Below are 22,206 nucleotides of genomic sequence, written 5' to 3' on the forward strand. Positions count from 1 at the left end.
TGGATTTGGTGACCATGCCCTGGTTCCGGCCCTGGGTGATGACGTCCAGGGAGCGTTCGTAGCGGAACGCGGGGCGGATGCGCTTGAAGATCCTGGGCACGGTTTCGACGTTGTGGGCGAAGACTTCGGGGTTGGAGTCGCAGATCGCGGTGATGTGGTCGGGGTTGCCGGAGAAGTCGGGGATGAGCAGTTCCACGCCAGTGCCGGGGTTCAGTTCGTGGATCTTGCGGACGGTTTCGGCGTAGAGCCAGACGCCTTCGTCTTCGAGGTCGTCGCGGGCGACGCCGGTGACGGTGGCGTAGCGCAGCTGCATGGACTGCACGGAGCGGGCCACCTTGGTGGGTTCGAACCGGTCCAGGGGTGAGGGTTTGCCGGTGTCGATCTGGCAAAAGTCGCAACGGCGGGTGCATTCGGAGCCGCCGATGAGGAAGGTGGCCTCCTTGTCTTCCCAGCATTCGAAGATGTTGGGGCAGCCGGCTTCTTCGCAGACGGTGTGCAGGCCTTCTTTTTTGACGAGGTTCTTGAGTCCGACGAACTCCGGGCCCATCTGGACCTTGGCCTTGATCCAGTCCGGCTTGCGCTCCACCGGGACGGCCGCGTTGCGCTGCTCGATCCGCAGCATCTTCCGGCCTTCGGGTGCCAGTGTCACAGTAGAGCTCCTTCAGGGCTTGATACGAGTGCTTCTTCGTGCTTGCGGAATTCTTCCACAATGCGTTCAACGATGTGGGCCGGGCGGATGTCCTGCCCCGTCTCCAGGGACATGGTGGTCACTCCCGCATCAGTGATGCCGCAGGCGATGATCTGCCCGTAGGGTGCCAGGTCATTGCTGCAGTTAATGGCGATGCCGTGCATGGTGACACCGTTAAGTACCCTGATGCCAATGGCGGCTATTTTTCGGTCCGGACCCTTTTCGTCAGCCCTGATCCAGACGCCGGCCCGGCCTTTGATGCGTTCGGCCTGAATGCCGTAGTCGGACATGACGGCGATCATTATCGCTTCCAGCCGCTCAACGTAGTCCCGGATTCCCGCGCGGTTCTTCAGCTTGAGGATGGGGTAGGCAATGAGCTGGCCGGGCCCGTGCCAGGTTAGCTTTCCGCCGCGGTCCACAGCCACAACGGGAGTGCCGTCGAAGGGCCGCTCGTGGTCTTCCGTGAGCTTTCCCGCGGTGTAGACGGCAGCATGTTCCAGCAATAGCACAGTGCTTGGTGCCTGGCCTGCGACTACTTTGTCATGGAGTTCGCGCTGGATGTCCCACGCCTGCTGGTAATCCACGAAGTCGGGGGCCAGACCCAGCTGTGAAAACTCAAGAGTCATGGCATCCAGCTTAGACGCCGCAGCGCCGCGTACCCGGTTTAGTGGCCAACCTCACCACCTCACCCCGCACCCGCTGGCGGAAGAGCGCCGCCTGTGGATAACTTCTGCAGGCTCCCGCGGATTCGACTAGACATGAGGGATGGACGAGACAACGGTTCCGCAGATCCCCGGTTACACCACGGGGCGGCTCCTAGGCCACGGCGGAAGCGCCACGGTTTGGCTGGGTAAGGAACACCAGACAGGCCGGGAGTTCGCCCTGAAGTGCTTCCACCCCGCCGGTAAGAACCGGCACGGGAGTGGGGGCCTGGCTGCAAACGCCGTACAAGAAGACGCCGTACAGGAAGAAGCTGTACAGCGGGAGATCCGCATCCTCTCCGTGCTGGACCACCAGCACCTCACCACCGCGCACCACGCCGTCCGCTTCGATTCCGGCTCCGGGGGCGGCACAGCGCTTGTCCTGGACTACGCCCCCGGTGGTTCTCTTGCCCATCTCGTTGCGGCCCGGGGCCGGCTGGGCATCGGGGAGACAGTCACGGTGTTGACGCCGATTGGCCAGGCACTGGCGTACCTGCACGGCAAGGGGTTCACGCATTCGGACGTTGCGCCCGGAAACGTGCTGTTCACCGGCCAGGGCAAGCCGTTGCTGTCCGACGTCGGCATCGCACGGATACTGGGCGATCCCGGCCGCGGGGGAGACTGGGGTACACCCGGTTTCCTGGATCCTGCGCCGGTGGATGCGGTGCGTGCCGGTCTGCAGCCGGAACGGGATGTCTACTCGCTGGCGGCCGTCGGCTGGTACTGCCTGACCGGCGCCGCCCCGCCCGTGACGGCCGAGCGCCCACCGCTGTCCCTGCTCGTTCCGGACGTGCCGAAGGAACTTGCCGCTGCCCTGGAATCCGGGCTCAACGAGGACAGGCGGCTGCGGCCGACGGCTGCGGCCCTGGCGGCTGCCGTCTATCGGAGCGCACCGCCCAGCCCTGTCGACCTGGCGGCCTCTGTCCATCCCACCGTCCTTCCGGAACTGGTGACGCGCAGGCATGCCGCGCCGCCGTCCGGTCGGAACAGGATCATCCGGCCCGCCAGGCTCAAGGAAAAGCTGGATGGCTGGCATCGCAGAATGCTGGCGGCACGGTGGGCCAAGGGACGGACCCCCGGTCCGCGGCTGCCGTTCCCCTCCACAGCCGCGGCGCCCGCTGCCCGCGGAAAACACGCCGGTGCCGCGGTCCGGGCCTTGCCGGGCAGGCCCCGCTTGAAGCCGTTCGTCATGACTGCCGCCGCTGCCGTGGCCCTGGCCGTGGCCTGGTGGATGGCGGCGGCCCCGGCGGGCCTGCTGCCAGCTGAACCCGGCAGCGCAGCCGGACCGGCCGCCGGCACTGCGGCTGTTCCCGGCCAGGCGGGTGCAGGCCCGGACGCGGTCCGGGAGGCAAGGCAGCACGCCGCGGCGCCGGACCCTGCCGTGGCTGTGGCAGGACTTGCGGCCCTCCGCGACCACGCGTTCGCCAGCGGCAGGCTGGAACTGCTGGATGAAGTGAATGCGGCAGGTTCACCGGCGGCTGCCGCGGACAGCGGGACGGCGGAGAGGCTCCGCGGCTCAGGCCATGTGCTGGCAGGGTTCACCAGCCTCCTGTCCGATGTACTGGCCGAAGACGTGGCCCCGGGTGGACGTGCCGTGGTCAGCGTCACCTCGGCCACCTCTGCGTACGAGGAGACGGACCGTGCAGGAACGGTGGTTGCATCAGGTGCGGCAAGCGGCGGCCAGCGCCTGCGCCTGGTCCTGGCGTCCGTGGACGGCAGGTGGCGGATCAGCGAGATCCTGTCCGGGTCCTGAACCTCGCCGGGACTGGCCGGGCTAGTCCAAAGCCTCGGCGCCCTCGGTTCCGGCCACCCACTGGGCCGCCTGCCCCAGCGCCGGATGCTGCCACCGGAACCCCGCACCTGAGAGGGCAGCGGGTTCCATCCGCTGGCTGGACAGCAGCAGTTCTTCGGCCAGGTTCCGCATCACGAGCCGGAGCACCGGCGCCGGAACCCGGAAGGAGGCGGGACGGTGCAGGGCACGGGCGAGTGCTTCAACGATAGTGTTGACATCGGCCTCCTCGGGGGCGCACAGGTTGACAGGGCCGCTGACCGAAGACTCCAGGAGGAAGAGGAAGGCGGCCGATACGTCCGGGAGGGTGACCCAGGGCCAGAACTGCCTGCCATCGCCGAAGGGCCCGCCAACGCCGAGCCGCAGCAGCGGCAACAGCCTGCCGAGGGCCCCGCCGGAGCGGCTGAAGACCACACCGGTGCGTGGCACGACAACCCGGACTCCGGACGGCGCAGTGGCGGCGGCGGCCTCCCACTCCACGCAGATCCGGGACAGGATGCCCGACCCCGGCGGAGCGTCCTCCCGCAGGACAGTATTGCCGGCGTCGCCGTAGTACCCCGAGCCGGACTGGCTGATAAATACCGCCGGCGGCGTGTCCAGTTGCCGCATTGCCTGGGTGAGGGTGCGGGTCGGCTGAAGGCGCGAGCTGAACAGTTCATCAACCCGCTTCCGCGTCCATGCCCTGTCGCCGATGCCGGCACCTGACAGATTCACGACGGCGTCTGCCCCCGTCAGTGCGGAGGGGTCGAGCAGGCCGTTGGTCGGATCCCAGCGGATTTCCCCGCTCGAGGAAGGTTCACGCCTGACGAGGGCGGTCACCTCGTGGCCGGCGCCGCGGAAAGTTTCGGACATGTGGGTCCCGAGCAGCCCGGAGGCTCCTGCCATAACAATGCGCATGCTCCATCACATCACGGGCGCGGGCGGCGGCACCTCCGGCAGGGCTGCGGGAGGGTTGACTATGATCAAACGATGACTTCTTCGAGCTACTTCCGTTACCCGCATGTGCATGGTGACCTGGTCACTTTCGTGGCCGAGGACGACGTGTGGATCGCCCCGCTGGAGGGCGGCCGGGCCTGGCGGGTCTCTTCCCTGCAGCTGCCCGCGCGCAACCCCCGTTTCACGCCCGACGGGAAGCGCCTGGTGTGGACCGTGGTCCAGGGGACGGCGCCGGAAGTTGTGGCCGCGGACGTCGACGGCGGTAACTACCGGCAGCTGACCTACTTCGGCCACAGCACCACCCGGGTCAAGGGTTTCACGGCCAGCGGGTCCGTGCTGGTGACCAGCGCCTTCCGCCAGGCCGAAAGCCGGCATACCTACGCCTACAGTGTCCCGGTGGAGGGCGGCTGGGCCGAAGAGCTGCCCTTCGGCCCGGTGGAGTCGGTGGCGTTCGGGCCCGAGGTGGGGGATGAGCGGCCAGTGGTGGTGGGCAGTGTGCTGTCCCGCGAACCGGCCTGGTGGAAGCGCTATCGCGGCGGCACCGCAGGGAAACTGTGGATCGACGCAGACGGCAACGGGGAGTTCGAGCGGCTGCTGCCGGACCTTGACGGCAACCTCGCGGACCCTATGTGGGTAGACGGCCGTATCGCCTTCCTGTCCGACCATGAGGGCTACGGCAACCTCTATTCGGTCCTTCCCGGCGGGAGCGACCTGCGCCGCCACACGGACCACGAGGACTTCTACGTCCGGCATGCCGCCAGTGACGGAAAGCGTGTCATCTTCGAATCGGCCGGGGAGCTGTGGATCCTGCACAGCCTGGACTCCGACGCCGTGCGGCTGGACATCGCACTGGGCTCCGCCTCCCAGTCCCGGCGACCGGCACTGCTGAAGACCTCAAAGCACCTGGGCGCGGTGGTGCCTGACACCGCTGGGACAGCCAGCGCCGTGGAAGCGCACGGCACCATCCACTGGCTCCGCCACAAGGACGGGCCGTCCCGGATCGTCGAGGCGACGCCGGGTGTGCGCGGGCGCCTGCCACGGCCACTCGGCGACGGCCGGATTGCCTATGTCGCCGACCATGGTGGCGTGGAGGCCCTGCACATCAGGGACATCGTGGCAGCGGTTGAGCACAACGCCACTCCCGCCGTCCAGGAAGACGGGCCGGCGGGCACCAAGCCGGGGGAGGCGCCCACTCCTGCCGACGGTGCCGGCGATGCGCCGGTGCTACCGCAGCCCGTCCCGGCGGCCGGCGCCGCGGTGCTGGCCGGGGCCGGCACCTTTGTCCCCGCGGACGACCAGCAGGCGGACCCGCGGCAGGCCGACGTCGCCCCGGAGGACACCGTATCCGCAGCAGACGCCCAGTCCGGGGCGGACGCCCCGGGGATCAACATTCCCATGCCGTCCCGGGCCAGCGCCCTGGAGGCCAGCCCCGACGGGCGCCGGGTAGCCGTTGGCACCTCTTTCGGTGAGGTGTATGCGACGGACACCCGCACGGGCGACTTTGTCCTTGTGGCCAGCATCGGGGAAGGCACCATCTCGGAACTGGCGTGGTCGCCCGACTCCCGGTGGCTGGTCTGGTCCGAGCCGGTCACGTCCTTCGGCTCGCGCAGCCGGCTCCGGCTGGCGGACATGGACAAACCCGGAACGGCCCCCGTTGAGGTGACGGACGGCCGCTTCGGCGACAAGTCGCCGGCCTTCACCCCGGACGGCAAATACCTGGCGTTCCTGTCCAACCGCAGCTTCGACCCGGTGTACGACGGCCACTCCTTCGATCTCTCCTTCCCCAGCCCCATTAAGCCGTACCTGGTGGCACTCGCCGCCGGGACGCCGTCGCCCTTCGGTCCGGCGGTGGCACCCGACGGCGGCGAAGGCTCCGTTACGGACACTCCCGGCGGGCAGGAACCCGGCGAAACTCCGGAAGTTGCAGTTGACCCCGAGGGCCTTGCACACCGCGTCATCACCGTCCCCGTGCCGCAGGGCAATTACACCTCACTGGAAACCGCGGACGGCGCGCTTCTGTGGCTTGACTGGGCACTGGCAGGCGTCACCGGCGACGGAAAAGCGAGCCAGGACGACAAGGATGCCCGCCCCAGCCTTGTCAGGTTCGACATCGCCCGGCGGAAGAAGTCCACGCTCGTGGAGTCGCTGGACAGCTACCGGCTCTCCGGGGACCGGAGCACCGTGGTGCTGATCTCGGACAAGCAGGTCACAGCGGTTCCGGCGGATGCGAAAGCGGACGAGGAATCCGGGAAGCTGGTCAAGGTGGACCTGGGCCGGATCCGCGTAATGATGGATCCGCTCAGCGTCTGGGGCCAGGCCTTCGACGAGGCCTGGCGGCTGCAGCGGGACTTCTTCTGGGCTGAGGACATGGCGGGCCAGGACTGGGAATCCATCCACAAGCGCTACCGCCCCCTGGTTGAGCGCCTGGGATCGCACGATGACCTCGTGGACCTCCTGTGGGAGATGCACGGCGAACTGGGCACCTCCCATGCCTATGTCCGGCCGGCGCCGGTCACCGAAAACGGCAGCCAGGGGCAGGGCCGGCTCGGGGCCGATATCGCCCACACTCCGGCGGGCTGGGAAATCACCCGAATCCTGGCCGGCGAATCCTCGGACCCGTTGGCCACATCGCCCCTGACGCGGCCGGGCGTTGACGCCAAGGCCGGAGACATCCTGCTGGCCATCGACGGCGTCCCGCTGTCGGCATCCGTCACCCCGGCCATGCAGCTGGTGGGTGCGGCCGGACGGGCGGTGGAGCTGACCCTCCTTAACGGCCCCGCCCACACAGGTGCGGCCGGCACCCAGCGGCGGGTCGCCGTCGTTCCGGTCAAGGACGAGGAACGCCTGCGGTACCAGGAGTGGGTAGCCGGCAACCGCCGCACCGTCCGGGAAGCATCCGCCGGAACCTTCGGCTACCTGCATATTCCTGACATGATGGCCAACGGCTGGGCACAGCTCCACCGCGACCTGGACACCGAAACCGCGCTGGACGGGCTCATCGTGGATGTCAGGCGGAACCGTGGCGGCCACACGTCGCAGCTGGTGGCGGAACTGATCGGCCGGAAGGTCACGGGCTGGAGCATGCCCCGCGGGGAGAAGCCGCGGACCTATCCGCACCACGCACCTCGAGGGCCCGTCATCGTGCTGGCGGACGAGTTCGCCGGTTCGGACGGGGACATCATCACCCAGGTGTCCAAGCTGCGGGGGATCGGCCCCGTGATCGGGACCCGTACCTGGGGCGGAGTGGTCGGCATCGACAACAGGTTCGCCCTGGCGGACGGCACCGGCGTCACCCAGCCGCGCTACGCCAACTGGTTCAGCGGGGGCGTGGGGTGGAGCGTCGAAAACTATGGCGTTGATCCGGACATTGAGGTGGCCTACCCGCCGCACGCCTACGCCGCAGGCCGGGACCCGCAGCTGGAGTACGGCATCGGTGCCCTGAAGGAAATGATCCAGGAACTTCCCACCGACCGCCCGCCGGCCCGCGAGGGGTACCGGCGGCTCCGCCCGGCTCCCTTGCCTGCGCGCAGCCAGGGCAAGTAGCCCCAGGAACAAGGAAAGGCCCTGCACCCCCGGAATTCTCCGGGCGTGCAGGGCCTTTGCCGCTTACTGGCGGATCAGGACTCCAGCGTGGCGTCCATCGTGATGTCGATGCTTGCCAGGGCGCCTGAAACCGGGCAACCCACCTTGGCTTCGCCGGCAATCTTCTGGAACTCGTCCTCCGAGATTCCCGGGACCCTGGCCTCGACCGTCAGGTGGCTGCCGGTGATGCCGGTGCCCGGAACGAACGTCACGTCAGCCTTGGCGCGGACTTCTTCGGGAGTGTGTCCGGCCTTTGCCAGTTCATTGCTGAAGGCCATTGAGAAGCATGCCGCGTGGGCTGCGGCAATGAGTTCCTCAGGGCTGGTCTTGCCGTTGGCCGCTTCGGTGCGGGCTTTCCAAGTGACATCGAACGTGCCCAGGCCTGAGGTGGCCAGGCTGGTGGTACCGGCGCCTTCCGTCAGGTTGCCGTTCCATACTGCATTTGCTGAACGTGTTGCTGCCATGTTCACTCCTCAAGTCGATGTGTACCGGGGCAGGCCGCTGCCTGGACCCCGCCGTTTCCCATCCTAGGGACTTCACCCGCCGGGTGCATCCGTGTCCGCTGCCGGTGGATTGTGACTCCGGCGGGACAGGAAACGGGCCAGGGTCAGTTCCAGATGGTGGCGATGGCGATGTTCAGCAGCGCCAGGCCGCCCACGGCATGGGCCAGGCCGGGGCTGACGTCCTGGCCGGCCTTGTACTTTCGGCGGCCGATGAAGGCCAGGACGCCCACAACCAGGGCGATGACGAGCTTGATGCCCAGTTTCGCGTAATTGGCGTCCATGTCGAGCGCCGGGATGAGGCCCATCAGGGCGACGCCGGTGAGGAGCTGCAGCATGGCGCCGTCGAACTGGCGGGGGTGGACGGTGGGCTTCTTCATCTGCCCGATCCAGATGCCCACGATCATGGCCGCGCCGACGATATGCAGGAAAACCACAATGTTGTAGAGGATGTTCATGGGACCAGTGTAGCCAGTTGTTCTACGTCCGGTAGTAGACGCGCTGACGTGCGGCGGACTGCCTGAAGGGCCTTAAAGAACGACGGCGGCGCGGGCCGCGGCGGGTTGTCCCACCGCCGGCCTGCACCGCCGTCGTCCGTGGCTGGCTGCTACAGTCCCAGGTCCGCTTCGAAGGCGCCTTCTTCAAGGCGGGCCTTCAGGGTCTGCAGGAAACGGCCGGCGTCTGCGCCGTCCACCAGGCGGTGGTCGTACGTCAGCGACAGGTACATCATGGAGCGGATGGCGATCGAGTCGTCACCGTTTTCGTCGGCAACCACCACAGCGCGCTTGACGATCGCGCCGGTGCCGAGGATGCCCACCTGCGGCTGGTTGATGATTGGGGTGTCGAACAGGGCGCCCACCGAGCCGATGTTTGTGATGCTGAACGTGCCGCCGGACAGCTCGTCCGGGCCGATCTTGCCGTCGCGGGTACGGGCTGCGACGTCGGCGATCTTGCCGGCCAGGCCGGCAAGGTTCAGGTTGCCGGCGTCGGAGATGACCGGCACCAGCAGGCCCTTGTCCGTGTCCACGGCGATCGCCAGGTGCTCGGCGTTGTGGTACGTGATCTCCTGCTTGTCCTCATCGTAGGCAGCGTTGAGCTTGGGGTGCTGCTTGAGAGCCTCGGCAACAGCCTTGGCGATGAAGGGCAGGAAGGTCAGCTTGGTGCCGTTCTGGGCCTGGAACGAGTTCTTGGCCCGGGTCCGCAGCTTGGCGATCCTGGTCATGTCCACTTCGTGGACCTGCGTCAGCTGGGTGGAGATTTCCAGGGATTCGCGCATGCGGCGGGCGATGACCTGGCGGATGCGCGGAGCCTTCTGCGTAGTGCCGCGCAGGGAGGAGACAGGAGCGGAAGAAGCGGCCGGGGCGGCTGCTGCCGGTGCTGCGGCCGGAGCGGCGGCAGGTGCGGCCTTGGCCTCGGCAGCCGCGATAACGTCCTGCTTGCGGATGCGGCCGCCGACGCCGGTGCCGGAGAGGGAGGCGATGTTCACGCCGTGCTGGTTGGCAAGCTTGCGGACCAGAGGAGTGACGTAGCCGGACTCGCCTCCTGCGGATGGGGCTTCGGCTGCTGCCGTGGCGGGTGCTGCCTGCTGCGGAGCCTCTTCCTTCGGAGCCTCGGGTGCAGGTGCTGGCTTGGGGGCCTCTTCCCTCGGGGCTTCCTGGGCGGGAGCCTCCTTGGCGGGGGCGGCCGGAGCAGCCTGCGGAGCCTCCGCGGGAGCAGCAGCGGCGCCGGAGCCGATGACGGCCAGGACGGAACCAACCGCAGCGGTCTCATCCTCGTTGACGCGGATTTCCTGGAGGGTACCGGCCACCGGGGACGGGATTTCGGTGTCCACCTTGTCGGTGGAGACCTCCAGCAGGGGCTCGTCAACCTCGACGTTGTCGCCCACGGCCTTGAGCCAGCGGGTGACGGTGCCTTCGGTGACGCTCTCGCCCAGGGCGGGGAGGGTGACTTCGTGGCCTTCGCCGCCGCCGGCGGGTGCTTCGGCTGCCGGTGTGGCAGCGGGAGCTTCCGGTGCCGCAGCTTCCTGGGCAGGGGCTTCCTGTGCCGGTGCCTCTTCGGCCGGGGCAGCGGCCGGAGCTTCTTCTGCCGGGGCAGCCGAACCGCCGTCGGAGCCGTCGCCGATGCGCACCAGGGGTGCGCCTACCTCGGCGGTCTCGTCTTCGGCCACCAGGATTTCCTCAATCACGCCAGCTACAGGAGAGGGGATTTCAGTGTCTACTTTGTCGGTGGAAACCTCGAGCAGCGGCTCGTCCACCTCTACCCGGTCACCTACCTGCTTGAGCCAGCGGGTGACGGTTCCTTCGGTGACGCTCTCACCGAGGGCGGGCAAGTTAACGGATTCAGACATGTCGTCCCCGTTCTCCTTATTGATCTTTAGTGCGATTGAATGCTGCCTGATTTTGAGCCTGGTGCCCCGGGGTTTCCATGCCGGGTGCACCAGGCTCCATGGTGCTGCGGAAAATCAGCCGTGGAGCGGCTTGCCCGCGAGTGCCAGGTGGGCTTCGCCCAGGGACTCGTTCTGGGTGGGGTGTGCGTGCACCAGCTGGGCCACATCCTCCGGGTAGGCTTCCCAGTTCACGATCAGCTGGGCCTCGCCCACCTGTTCGCCCATGCGGGCGCCGATCATGTGGACGCCCACAACGGGGCCGTCCTTCTGCCGGACAAGCTTGACCAGGCCGGACGTGCCCAGGATGGAGCTCTTGCCGTTGCCGGCGAGGTTGTATTCCTGGGTCTGTACCTGGTCCTCGCCGAACTTCTCCTTGGCGGCTTTTTCGGTGTAGCCCACGGTGGCGATTTCAGGCTCGGAGTAGGTGACCTTGGGGATGTTGATGTCCTCGACGATCACAGGCTTCAGGCCAGCGATCTCCTCGGCGACGAAGATGCCTTGCTGGTAGCCGCGGTGCGCAAGCTGGACGCCGGGAACGATGTCGCCCACTGCGTAGATGTTGCCCACGCCGGTGTGCAGGCGCTCGTTGGTGATGACGAAGCCGCGGTCGATGGTGATGCCGGCTTCCTCGTAACCGAGGTTGGCGGTGACGGGGCCGCGGCCCACTGCGACCAGGAGGAGGTCCGCTTCGAACGTCTTGCCGTCCACCAGGGTGACCTTGACGCCGTTCTCGTTCTGCTCGACGCCCTGGAAGAAGACACCGGTGGAGAACTTGATGCCGCGCTTCTTGAAGGCGCGCTCGAAGTTCTTGACGATGGTGGCGTCCTCGTTGGGAACAAGTGAGGGCAGGCCCTCCACGATGGTGACGTCCACGCCGAACGACTTCCAGACGGATGCGAACTCGACGCCAATCACGCCGCCGCCCAGGATGATGGCGCTCTTGGGGATGTAGTCCATGGTCAGGGCCTGGTCCGAGGTGATGACCTTGCCGCCGATTTCCAGGCCCGGAAGGGAACGGGAGTAGGAACCCGTGGCCAGGATGATGTTCTTGCCCCTGTAGGCGGTGCCGTTCACCACAACGGTGTCCGTGCCCTGGAGCTTGCCTTCACCCTCGATGACGGTGATGCCCTTGGACTTGATGAGTCCCTGCAGGCCCTTGTACTTGCCGGCGATAATGCCGTCCTTGTACGCGTTGACGGCGTTGATGTCGATGCTGTCCAGGGTGACGTTCACGCCGTACTTGGCGGAGTCACGTGCATGGTCGGCCAGCTCTGCAGAGTGCAGCAGCGCCTTGGTGGGGATGCAGCCGTTGTGGAGGCAGGTGCCGCCCAGCTTTGCCTTCTCCACGAGGCCGACGGTAAGGCCAAGCTGTACGGCCCGCAGTGCGGCGGCGTATCCGCCGCTGCCGCCACCGAGTACCAGGATGTCGAATTCTTGCGCAGTTGCCTGATCGGCCACTTAAACGCTCCCTCGCGTGAACGATGACGCGATCTGCGCGCATCATCTGGTCTTGGAACTTGCACTGCCGTGATTATGTCAGCAGGGCAACTCTCTTGCATTTGTGACTACCGTGGTTCACCTTAGCGAACCACTTATCCATGCTCCACCTTGGCACAGTGTTTGTGGAGCGCTTTGTGTCGAGTGTCACGCGGCTTTGTGGCGGAGGGATCACCCCATGCCACAAAGCCGCTTCCCACTCCCTCCGGGGCTGCGTCAGGCGGCAGCAGCCAGGATGTCCTCCACATACGCCACCAGGGTTCTGACCGTGCAGCCAGTGCCCTGCTTGTGCGTGTAGCCGTACGGGCTGCCGTTGTTAAAGGAGGGGCCTGCGATGTCGATGTGGGCCCAGGGGATCTGTGCGCCGTCCTTGTCCTTGCCCACAAATTCCTGCAGGAAGACGGCTGCGGTCATCATGCCGCCGTGGCGTTCGCCGATGTTGGCCAGGTCTGCCACCTGGGAGTCGAGGCTCGGGCGCAGTTCCTCCGGCAGAGGCATGGGCCACACCAGTTCGCCCGCGCGGTCGGCCGCGGCCTTGAGGGCCGTGGTGACCGGCTCGGAGCCCATGATGCCGGCGGTGCGGTTGCCCAGGGCGATCAGCTGGGCACCCGTAAGGGTGGCGACGTCGATAATGGCGTCCGGGTACTCGCGGCTGGCCGCCACGATGCCGTCCGCCATGACCAGGCGGCCTTCGGCGTCGGTGTTCAGGACCTCCACGGTCTTCCCGCCGAACATGGTCAGCACGTCGGCGGGCCGGGACGCGGCACCTGAGGGCATGTTCTCCGCAATGCACAACCATGCGGTTGCCTTGACCGGCAGGCCCAGCCCGGCGAGGGCAAGGACAGTGTTAAGGACGACGGCGGCGCCTGCCATGTCGCTCTTCATGTCGCCCATGCCGAGGGCCGGCTTGATGGAGATACCGCCGGTGTCAAAGGTGATGCCCTTGCCCACCAGGGCGATCTTCGCCGTCGCCCGGGCGGGGGAGTACTCCACCTTGACCAGGCGGGGCTGGCGGGAGGAACCCTTGCCGACGCCCATGATGCCGCCGAAGCCTTCCTTTTCCAGGCGCTTCTCGTCCCAGACCGTCACCTTGACGGGAAGGCCCTTGGCCAGGTCCTTGGCTGCCTCGGCGAATGTTTCGGGGTACAGGTGGCTGGGCGGGGTGTTGACGAGGGAGCGGGTGGCGTTGACGGCCCTGCCGATCAGGGCGGCGCGCTTCAGGGCGGCGTCGAGTTCCGTCTGGTCAGCCACGTCGGTGAAGACGATGGCCTTGGAGACCGGATCCTTCAGGCCGTCCTTCGCGGACCGGAACTCGGTGAAGGAATAGGCGCCCAGCGCGGCGCCTTCGGCGACGGCCGCGACGTCGGCCACTGACGCCGTCGGGAAGGCCAGGGCAACCGTGCCCAGCCCGGCCAGCTGGCGGACGGCGGAACCGGCGGCGCGGCGGAGGGCCTCGCCCGTGGGTGCCGTGCCGGCCGCGACCTTGCCGACACCGGCGAGGACGAGGATGCCGGCGCCTGTCTCGGGGAGGCCGGGCAGGCGGACGATCTGGTCTGCGGCACCGGTCACCCCGAGTGACTTGAGGGAATCGGTGAGGGCCTCGGCGGACTTCGCGGCCAACGGGTTGTCCAGGAGGACCGGCCCGTCCGTACCCTGCCCCACGCCGATGACCACTGCGTCGCTGGGGCTCTTTTTCAGGTCCCGGGAGAGGGTACTAAGGTTGATTTCCGTATTCTTGACCACAGGGATGAGTCCTCAATTCTCGAAGATCGGTACGGGCAGGGGTGCATGTTCGGCGCTCTGCCATGGAAGACCGGATGACGGCCCTTCCGGATGCCATCCGGGGAGGTGCAAGGCCGCCTGGCAGGCCAGTTCCGATCGTAGCCCTTGGGTGCGCCGGCGGAAGAATCTTCTGAGAGGTGCGCCACAGCCCCACTCGGAATGCCCGGCTGCCTGCCCGCGTTGTAATTGATGTCCACCCGCATCCATGAAAGGAACATGCCGTGCTTGAACGGATCTCCGGCTCCCTGCTGGACCCTGACGCGCTCTATGCGAGCAACATCGAGCTGTTCCACAGCCCTGAACTCCGTGGGCTGAATCTGGTGATGGGCTTTACCGGATTCGCCGATGCCGGGCACGTGGTAAAGCAGATCAACGCCGAGCTGCTGGACTCCCTCGATGCCCAGCCTGTTGCTGTTTTCGACGCCGACCAGCTGATCGATTACCGGTCCCGCAGGCCGCACCTCACCTTTGTGGAGGACCACCTCCAGGACTACCAGGAACCGCGGCTGGCGCTTTACCGGCTGGTTGACGGCCTGGGCAAGCCCTTCCTGCTTCTGGCCGGGTTCGAGCCGGACCTCCAGTGGGAGCGTTTTGCCCGTGCCGTCGTCGGGATCGTGGAGAAGCTGGACGTCAACCTGGTGACCTGGATCCATTCCATTCCCATGCCGGTCCCGCACACGCGGCCCATCGGCGTCACAGTGCACGGCAACAGGCCCGAGCTGATCGAGGGAATCTCCGTCTGGAAGCCCACCGTGGAAGTTCCGGCCGCCGTGGGGCACATCCTGGAACTCCGGCTGGTGGAAGCCGGGCGGAACGTTGCCGGCTACGTCATCCACGTCCCGCATTACCTGGCGGAAGCGGAGTATCCTGCTGCGGCGGTGGCCGGACTTGAGTACCTCGGCGCAGCCACATCCCTCATGCTGCCCACGGACCGGCTGCGCGAGGCGGGCCGGGAAGTCACGCGCCAGATTGCCGAGCAGATCGACGCGTCCGACGAGGTCCAGCAGGTGGTGTCCCGGCTGGAGACCCGCTACGACGAAAAGGCAGACGGCATTGTGCGCCGCTCGCTGCTCGCCGACGAAAACGACGAGCTGCCCGACGCCGATGTGCTGGGCGCCGCCGTCGAGGCCTACCTTGCCCGGGAGAACCCCGCGCAGTAGGTTTCGGGGCGGCAACCGGCACGCAGCGGCCAGGGTGCCGCCGGGCATGCGGGCATAATGAAGGCGTGACTGCACCCCGAGCATGGCTGATCTGGACCGTCGGAATCTTCGGGTACCTGGTGGCCGTGTCACAGCGCACGTCCTTCGGCGTGGTGGGGCTAGAGGCCACGGAGCGGTTCAATGCCACGGCGTCCGCCATCTCCTTCTTTACCGTCCTGCAGCTCCTGGTCTACGCCGCGCTGCAGATTCCCGTGGGACTCCTGGTGGACAGGTTCGGCTCGCGGGCAATGATCGCCGGCGGCGCCGTCCTCATGGGGCTGGGCCAGCTGCAGCTTGCCTTCGCCGACAGCATCCCGGGCGGGATCCTGGGCAGGGTCCTGGTGGGTGCCGGCGACGCCATGACATTCATTTCGGTGATCCGCCTGATCCCGCTGTGGTTTGCCCCGGCGCGGGTTCCTTTGGTCACCCAGCTGACGGGCATGACCGGGCAGCTGGGCCAGCTGGTGAGCGTCATCCCGTTCGCTTTCGTCCTGCATGCGGCCGGCTGGACCCCGGCCTTCCTGATGCTGGCTGGGCTGTCCGCCCTGGCAGTGGTCCTGGTGGTGGTGCTCCTGAAGGACGTCCCGCCGGGGACGGAGCGGCCGCAGGCGCAGCAGGGGCTCAAGGCCACCGGTATTTCCCTGGCCCGGGCATGGCGCCAGCCCGGAACAAGGCTGGGGATGTGGAGCCACTTCACCATCCAATTCAGCGGCACGGTGTTCGCCATGACCTGGGGCTACCCGTTCCTCATCTCCGGCCAGGGCCTGGAAGCCGGCACGGTGGCGGGGCTGATGGGTCTTTACGTTGCCGCCGGGATGGCCGTGGGCCCGTTCATCGGCCGCTTCGTGTCGCGGCATCCCCTCCGCCGCTCCACCATGGTCCTGCTGATCGCAGCCACCACCGCCGCCGCCTGGGCTGCGGTCCTGCTGACGCCCGGGCGTGCCCCGCTATGGTTGCTCGCCGCCCTGGTGGTCGCGCTGGCCATTGGCGGCCCGGGCTCCATGATCGGCTTCGACTTCGCCCGCACCTTCAACCCGGCCCATCGGATCGGAACCGCCACCGGCATAGTGAACGTGGGCGGATTCATCGCTGCGCTGGTTGCCATCTACCTGATCGGGCTTGTCCTGGACGTCCTGTACGCCAGCGGCTTCTCCAACGGCGTCCTGTACGGGCTGGACCCGTTCCGCATCGCCCTGAGCGTCCAATTCCTGCTGCTGGGATTCGGGGCCACAGCCACGTTGGTGTGCCGGCGCAAGGTCCGCCGGCAGATGGCAGCCCAGGGCGTGGTGGTTCCACCACTGCGCACAGCCCTGGCCCGGCAGCGGCGCGAGAACCTCGCCCGGCGCCGGCAGACGTCTCCCCCAGGCAACGGCGACTAGTCCTCCACCGGCGGGACTACCCACATAGGGAAAATTCCTGCTGAAGCACCTGCACTCCCGGGCGAATGCTGGAGCCATGACAGCTCCTGAACAACTCAGAATCACCGGACCCCAGGATGTCCTCGGGTTCATACCCCATTCCCTGGGCTACTGGCCCAAAGCCAGCCTCGTGGTCATCACCATGCACGGCAAGAGTCTCGGGGCCACGCTCCGGCTGGACCTGCCGGCAGGTCCGGTCCTGGCCGCTCCCGGCACATATCTCCTAATGGTCCGCGGTTACCTGGAGGCTGACACGGAGGCGGACGGCGCGCTGGTGGCCGTCTTTACCGGCGGCGCCGCAGCCTCGGCGGCGGCCACCTACGGCCACTTTCTTGCGGAACTGGACTCCATGCTCCAGGGCACGATGCCTGTGCGGGAGGCCTGGTATGTCGGCACCGATTACTGGCGGGAAGCGTACTGCGACGATGCCACGTGCTGCCCCGTGCCCGGCAGGCCCCTCCAGGAGATCCTGGACAGCCCGCTGAACGCGGAAATGGTGTACCGCGGCAGCAGCGTGGGGCCCGCCCCCGGGCCGCAATCCGCCCCGGCACAATCTGCCACTGCCCGGACCGTTCCAAGCCTGCACCGCGAGGCTGTCCTCGAAGCCGAGGCAGGGTGGGCTGAAGAACTCGACTTCCGCCGGGGGAGCAGGGCGCAGCTTCTGGCGGTCCTGGACCTGTGGGAGGCCGTGCTCGCCAGGCCGAAGGGGGAACCGTGGCTTCCGGAGGTGGAACGCGACGCGTTCCTGCGGGCATCCTTGCTGACCCCGGGCTGGCGGGATGCGGTCCTGGTGATGGCAGCTGCAGGGAAGGATGCAGCCGAAACGGGTGCCGCCCTTTTCGGCATCGTCGGGGACGGCGCCGGTTCCCACCCGGTGTCTCCGGCAATCCCGTGTCCCGCTGCGAAGCCCCAGCCACTTCAGGCGAAGGGCCCGAATCCGGGCTACGCCGACGTACTGATGGGTATCCGGCCTGATGTGCCGGACTGGGCCGGGCTCAACGCGCTGGACGTGGTCCTCGAACACCTCGCGGCGGTTGGCGGGCCTGCCGCCGCCGCGTCGCTGACGCTTCGCGGATGGATCTCCTGGTGCCGCGGTCGGGGGTCTTACGCCGCCGCGCATTTTGCGTCCGCCTTGGAGATCCAGCCGGGGTACCGCCTGGCCGAGCTCCTTCTTGAACTGGTGGGCCGGGGAGCAATTTGCGGCTGGGCCGGACGGAAAGAAGCGGCCTGGCAAAAATTCTGAACAGGCACTGCAGCCTGGAAGCGGGCAGCAAGCAGCGGCTGTGTACGCGGACGGACGGCATCTGGCGGTGCATGGGCAGCGGAGTGGGAACGCGCGGCGGTGATTAGGTCATTGGAGAGGCCCGATCCGGGGAAAACATGAGACAATGGATGCCGAGACCCGGTTGGGTCCGTGTATCGAGTGCCTGTGGATGTGCCCTCCGGGGAACATTGCAGCGGCTTCGGCAGTTGTCTTAAGTGACTCTGCCGGCCGTGGTGGCGCTTGGTTTTCACCACGGACTTGACAGGGTCATAGTGGTGTTGCCCGTATGGCGATTCCACAGACCACCGCTAGAAAGGTTTTCTGTGACCCCGTCTTCCACGAAGAAGGACCCCGCCGCCCAGGACGATTTGTCCGCCGAGGACAAGCAGGTTGCGACCGGCGCCAAGCGGGCAGCCACCAAGGCATCTGCCGGCGCGGACGGCAAGCGCGAGCCGAAGAAGCGCGGGCCCAAGCCCGGCGCCAAGGCGGCGGCCGAGGCCGCGAACAAGGCTTCCGCCGGTGACGTTGACCCTGACGAGGCAGAGGTCGAGGACCTCGACGACATCATCCTCGAGGGACCGGAAGCGGTTGAGGACGCCGACGCCGATGTTGAGGCCGATCCTGCCAAGGCCGTTGCCGGCAGCGGCAAGGGCTTCGTCTACTCTGATGCCGATGACGACGACGCCCCGGTGCAGCAGGTCATGTCCGCGGGTGCCACCGCGGACCCCGTCAAGGACTACCTCAAGCAGATCGGAAAGGTCGCCCTGCTCAACGCCGAGCAGGAAGTGGACCTTGCGCTCCGCATCGAGGCCGGACTGTTCGCCGAAGAGAAGATTGCCGCCGACGACGGCTCCATGGACCCGAAGTACAAGCGGGAACTGGAATTCATCATCCACGACGGCAAGCGCGCCAAGAACCACCTGCTGGAGGCCAACCTCCGCCTCGTGGTGTCGCTCGCCAAACGCTACACCGGCCGCGGCATGCTCTTCCTGGACCTCATCCAGGAAGGCAACCTGGGCCTGATCCGTGCAGTCGAGAAGTTCGACTACACCAAGGGCTTCAAATTTTCCACCTACGCCACCTGGTGGATCCGGCAGGCCATCACCCGCGCCATGGCGGACCAGGCCCGCACCATCCGCATCCCGGTCCACATGGTTGAAGTCATCAACAAGCTGGCCCGCGTCCAGCGCCAGATGCTCCAGGACCTGGGCCGCGAACCCACGCCCGAAGAGCTGGCACTCGAACTGGACATGACCCCTGAAAAGGTCGTGGAGGTCCAGAAGTACGGCCGCGAGCCCATTTCCCTCCACACCCCGCTGGGCGAGGACGGTGACTCCGAGTTCGGCGACCTGATCGAGGACTCGGAAGCCGTGGTTCCGGCCGACGCCGTGAGCTTCACGCTCCTGCAGGAGCAGCTGCACTCCGTACTGGACACCCTGTCCGAGCGCGAAGCCGGCGTCGTGGCGATGCGGTTCGGCCTCACCGACGGGCAGCCGAAGACTTTAGACGAAATCGGCAAGGTCTACGGCGTCACGCGTGAGCGCATCCGCCAGATCGAATCGAAGACCATGTCCAAGCTCCGCCACCCCTCCCGGTCGCAGGTGCTCCGGGACTACCTGGACTAGGCCACAGCAGGGCAAAGCGGGCCATTCCCGCCCGGGAACGGAAATTTCCCAGGCGCGGAATGGCCCGCGTTGCTGCTTAAAGGACCTGCCAGTGCTGCGCCGGGACGCGGCGCGCAGAAGATGCTGGTGACAGCGGACGCGGGTCTAAAAACGGGTTAAAAGAGGAACGGGACCCCTCCGGCCGGAGGAATCCCATTCCCTCGATAAGTCTCGGTGCAACTAGTCGACTTCTACGGCAGCCTTCTCATGAAGCTTGGCCGTCTCATCGTGCCAGTCGGAGCTCAACGGCTTCAGGGTAGCCTCGACCGCACGGGCGTGGTGGGCGCAGAACAGCAGCTCACCGCCGGAGGACTCGAGTACAACCCGGACATATGCCTGGGCTCCGCAACGATCGCACCGGTCGAGGGCGTTGAGCGTGCGGTCCGCCACTGCTGTTGTCATATCGGCCTCCTTAGTAGATCAGTACGTCTATATAACCAGTATTCGTAACAAAACCATCGCAAGGATGGGGCAAGTTCGCTGTGCGCGTATCCGCAAGGTTCAGTCAAGATTCACCACGGAAGGCCGAGCGGTGGGTCAGTGGTGCGCTGCACAGGCCCCTCCGCAGTGTGGCAGCCAGCCGTCCGGGCCGGGGCCGACTACCCTAGAGGGAGCGCTTTCAGCGCCCGCTTTACCTGAAGGAGTTCAACACCAGTGGCACCAAGTTCTGACTACACTGCCCGGCACCTGTCTGTGCTGGAGGGCCTGGAAGCCGTCCGCAAGCGCCCCGGCATGTACATCGGTTCCACCGACTCCCGCGGCCTCATGCACTGCCTCTGGGAGATCATCGACAACTCCGTGGATGAAGCGCTGGCAGGGTTCGGCCATGACATCAGGATCATCCTGCACGCGGACAACTCGGTGGAAATCCATGACGACGGCCGCGGCATCCCCATCGACAAGGAACCGAAGACCGGACTCACCGGCGTCGAGGTAGTGTTCACCAAGCTGCACGCTGGCGGCAAGTTCGGCGGCGGCTCCTACACGGCCTCGGGCGGCCTGCACGGTGTGGGCGCATCGGTGGTCAACGCCCTCTCCTCACGGCTGGACGTAGAGGTGGACCGCGGGGGCAAGACCTACAAGATGTCCTTCCGCCGGGGCGAGCCTGGCCGGTTCCAGGACACGGGTTCCCGGGTTGACCCGGCCGCGCCCTTCACTCCGTTCGTGGAAGACTCTGTCCTTGACGTTGTGGGGAAAGCCAAGCGCGGCGTCACCGGCACCAGAATCCGGTACTGGGCGGACCGGCAGATCTTCACCCCGGACGCAAAGTTTTCGTACGACGAGCTGGTGGCCCGCGCCCGGCAAACGTCCTTCCTGGTTCCCGGGCTCAAGCTCACGGTCCGTGATGAGCGCAGGATCGCCGGAACCCCGGGGGCGGCCGGACCGCACGAGGAAGTGTTCCACCACGACGGCGGCATCTCCGAGTTCGTCGACTTCCTGGCGGCCGACCCCGCCGTCACCGACGTGTGGCGGCTCCACGGTGCGGGCAAGTTCAAGGAAACCGTCCCGGTCCTGGACGAGCGCGGGCACAGCCAGCTGGCCGAGGTGGAGCGGGACTGTGAAGTGGACGTTGCCCTGCGCTGGGGGATTGGCTATGACAGCACCGTCCGCAGCTTCGTGAACATCATCTCCACGCCCAAAGGCGGCACGCACCAGTCCGGCTTCGAGCAGGCCCTGGTGAAGACCTTCCGGAAGGCAGTGGAAAACAACGCCCGCAAGCTCAAGGCCGGCAACGACAAGATCGAGAAGGATGACATCTTCGCCGGCCTCACAGCCGTTCTGACGGTCCGGCTGGCCGAACCACAGTTTGAGGGGCAGACCAAGGAAATCCTGGGCACCTCCGCGGTCCGCGCCATCGTTGCCAAGGTGGTGGAGCGCGAAATCAACGCCAAGCTCACCTCCTCGAACCGGAACGACAAAGCGCAGACGGCGCTGCTGCTTGAGAAGATCGTCAACGAGATGAAGTCGCGCATCTCGGCGCGCGTGCACAAGGAAACCCAGCGGCGCAAGAACGCGCTGGAAACGTCCTCGATGCCCACCAAGCTTGCCGACTGCCGGACGGACGACGTCGAACGTTCCGAACTCTTCATCGTGGAAGGGGACTCGGCGCTGGGAACGGCCAAGCTCGCCCGGTCCTCCGACTTCCAGGCCCTGCTGCCCATCCGCGGCAAGATCCTGAACGTCCAGAAGGCCTCCGTGGGGGACATGCTCTCCAACGCCGAGTGCGCCGCGCTGATCCAGGTGGTGGGAGCCGGTTCAGGCCGCAGCTTCGACATCAGCGCCGCACGCTACGGCAAGGTCATCCTGATGACCGACGCCGACGTGGACGGCGCGCACATCCGCACCCTCCTGCTGACCCTGTTCTTCCGCTACATGCGGCCCATGATCGACGAGGGCAGGGTGTTTGCGGCCGTGCCGCCGCTGCACCGGGTGGAGGTGATCAACGCCGGCCAGAAGGCCAACGAGATGATCTACACCTATTCGGAGGCTGAGCTGCATGTGCTGCTGGCGCGCCTGGCCAAGGAAGGCAAGCGGTACAAGGAGCCCATCCAGCGGTATAAGGGCCTGGGCGAAATGGACGCGGAACAGCTGGCCGAGACCACCATGGACCCGCGGCACCGGACCCTGCGCAAGGTGGGCATCGAGAACGCCAAGCAGGCGGAGGAGATTTTCGACCTGCTGATGGGTTCGGACGTCTCCCCGCGCAAGGACTTCATCATCGCGGGCGCCGCCAGCCTGGACCGGGAGCGCATCGACGCCTGACCCGGCGGTGCCTGCCGCGGCGCTCCCCGGCGGAGCG

At 66.8% G+C, this 22,206-nt stretch carries 16 protein-coding genes; 7 read left to right on the plus strand and 9 right to left on the minus strand.

Features of this window, described 5'->3' with window-relative positions; translation table 11 throughout:
* Together AC5RT3_RS05430 and lipB are read right to left on the minus strand one after the other, a co-directional pair.
* Positions 1-649, minus strand: a 649-nt coding sequence (locus tag AC5RT3_RS05430) for a lipoyl synthase (RefSeq protein WP_494123679.1), incomplete at its 3' end; no start/stop codon positions are given.
* On the minus strand, positions 646-1,323 hold the full coding sequence (lipB, locus tag AC5RT3_RS05435; protein ID WP_494053639.1) for a lipoyl(octanoyl) transferase LipB: 678 nt from the start codon (positions 1,321-1,323) through the stop codon (positions 646-648). The genes AC5RT3_RS05430 and lipB, both read right to left, overlap by 4 nt.
* Positions 1,324-1,453: 130 nt before the next feature.
* On the opposite strand from lipB, the gene AC5RT3_RS05440 reads away from it, so the two are divergent.
* The gene (locus tag AC5RT3_RS05440) at positions 1,454-3,142 is read left to right on the plus strand and encodes a serine/threonine-protein kinase (protein WP_494123680.1); all 1,689 of its coding nucleotides are present in this window, start codon (positions 1,454-1,456) and stop codon (positions 3,140-3,142) included.
* 21 nt (positions 3,143-3,163) lie between these two features.
* Here AC5RT3_RS05440 and AC5RT3_RS05445 read toward each other — a convergent pair whose 3' ends face one another.
* Positions 3,164-4,075: a TIGR01777 family oxidoreductase gene (locus tag AC5RT3_RS05445; RefSeq protein WP_494053636.1), complete on the minus strand. Its 912-nt coding sequence runs from the start codon at positions 4,073-4,075 to the stop codon at positions 3,164-3,166.
* Between the two features lie 72 nt (positions 4,076-4,147).
* Between AC5RT3_RS05445 and AC5RT3_RS05450 the strand changes: the two genes are divergently transcribed.
* Entirely contained in the window at positions 4,148-7,657 is a 3,510-nt protein-coding gene (locus AC5RT3_RS05450; protein WP_494053635.1) for a S41 family peptidase, read from the plus strand.
* A 74-nt stretch (positions 7,658-7,731) separates the two neighbouring features.
* On the opposite strand, the gene AC5RT3_RS05455 is transcribed toward AC5RT3_RS05450, so the two are convergent.
* From AC5RT3_RS05455 to AC5RT3_RS05475, 5 genes are all read right to left on the minus strand, one after another.
* Complete coding sequence (locus AC5RT3_RS05455) at positions 7,732-8,160, minus strand: OsmC family protein (RefSeq protein ID WP_133350932.1); 429 nt, start codon at positions 8,158-8,160, stop codon at positions 7,732-7,734.
* A 143-nt stretch (positions 8,161-8,303) separates the two neighbouring features.
* Positions 8,304-8,654, minus strand: a complete 351-nt coding sequence (locus AC5RT3_RS05460; protein ID WP_494011002.1) for a hypothetical protein — start codon at positions 8,652-8,654, stop codon at positions 8,304-8,306.
* A gap of 149 nt (positions 8,655-8,803) precedes the next feature.
* Positions 8,804-10,543, minus strand: coding sequence for a 2-oxoglutarate dehydrogenase, E2 component, dihydrolipoamide succinyltransferase (gene sucB, locus AC5RT3_RS05465; RefSeq protein ID WP_494053634.1), 1,740 nt, complete (start codon positions 10,541-10,543; stop codon positions 8,804-8,806).
* Positions 10,544-10,657: 114 nt separating this feature from the next.
* Positions 10,658-12,040: a dihydrolipoyl dehydrogenase gene (lpdA, locus tag AC5RT3_RS05470; RefSeq protein ID WP_494053633.1), complete on the minus strand. Its 1,383-nt coding sequence runs from the start codon at positions 12,038-12,040 to the stop codon at positions 10,658-10,660.
* 255 nt (positions 12,041-12,295) lie between these two features.
* On the minus strand, positions 12,296-13,822 hold the full coding sequence (locus AC5RT3_RS05475; RefSeq protein WP_494053632.1) for a leucyl aminopeptidase: 1,527 nt from the start codon (positions 13,820-13,822) through the stop codon (positions 12,296-12,298).
* 260 nt (positions 13,823-14,082) lie between these two features.
* Here AC5RT3_RS05475 and AC5RT3_RS05480 point away from each other — a divergent pair, with 260 nt between their 5' ends.
* The 4 genes from AC5RT3_RS05480 to AC5RT3_RS05495 all read left to right on the plus strand — a co-directional run bounded on the left by AC5RT3_RS05480 (position 14,083) and on the right by AC5RT3_RS05495 (position 19,367).
* Entirely contained in the window at positions 14,083-15,021 is a 939-nt protein-coding gene (locus tag AC5RT3_RS05480; RefSeq protein ID WP_494053631.1) for a proteasome assembly chaperone family protein, read from the plus strand.
* 65 nt (positions 15,022-15,086) lie between these two features.
* Positions 15,087-16,439 (plus strand): MFS transporter, encoded by a 1,353-nt coding sequence (locus tag AC5RT3_RS05485; protein ID WP_494053630.1) that lies wholly within the window; start codon positions 15,087-15,089, stop codon positions 16,437-16,439.
* Positions 16,440-16,515: 76 nt separating this feature from the next.
* Positions 16,516-17,721 carry a DUF4192 family protein gene (locus AC5RT3_RS05490; RefSeq protein WP_494053629.1) on the plus strand — a complete coding sequence of 402 codons (1,206 nt, stop codon included), beginning with the start codon at positions 16,516-16,518 and terminating at the stop codon, positions 17,719-17,721.
* Positions 17,722-18,065: 344 nt separating this feature from the next.
* Positions 18,066-19,367 carry an RNA polymerase sigma factor gene (locus tag AC5RT3_RS05495; RefSeq protein ID WP_494053628.1) on the plus strand — a complete coding sequence of 434 codons (1,302 nt, stop codon included), beginning with the start codon at positions 18,066-18,068 and terminating at the stop codon, positions 19,365-19,367.
* 219 nt (positions 19,368-19,586) lie between these two features.
* On the opposite strand, the gene AC5RT3_RS05500 is transcribed toward AC5RT3_RS05495, so the two are convergent.
* A complete protein-coding gene (locus AC5RT3_RS05500) occupies positions 19,587-19,808 on the minus strand; it encodes a DUF7455 domain-containing protein (protein ID WP_009358954.1) in 222 nt (73 codons plus the stop codon).
* A 252-nt stretch (positions 19,809-20,060) separates the two neighbouring features.
* On the opposite strand from AC5RT3_RS05500, the gene AC5RT3_RS05505 reads away from it, so the two are divergent.
* On the plus strand, positions 20,061-22,169 hold the full coding sequence (locus tag AC5RT3_RS05505; protein ID WP_494053627.1) for a DNA gyrase/topoisomerase IV subunit B: 2,109 nt from the start codon (positions 20,061-20,063) through the stop codon (positions 22,167-22,169).
* Positions 22,170-22,206: the final 37 nt, after the last annotated feature.

It is taken from the genome of Arthrobacter sp. Y3221159, assembly GCF_059089885.1.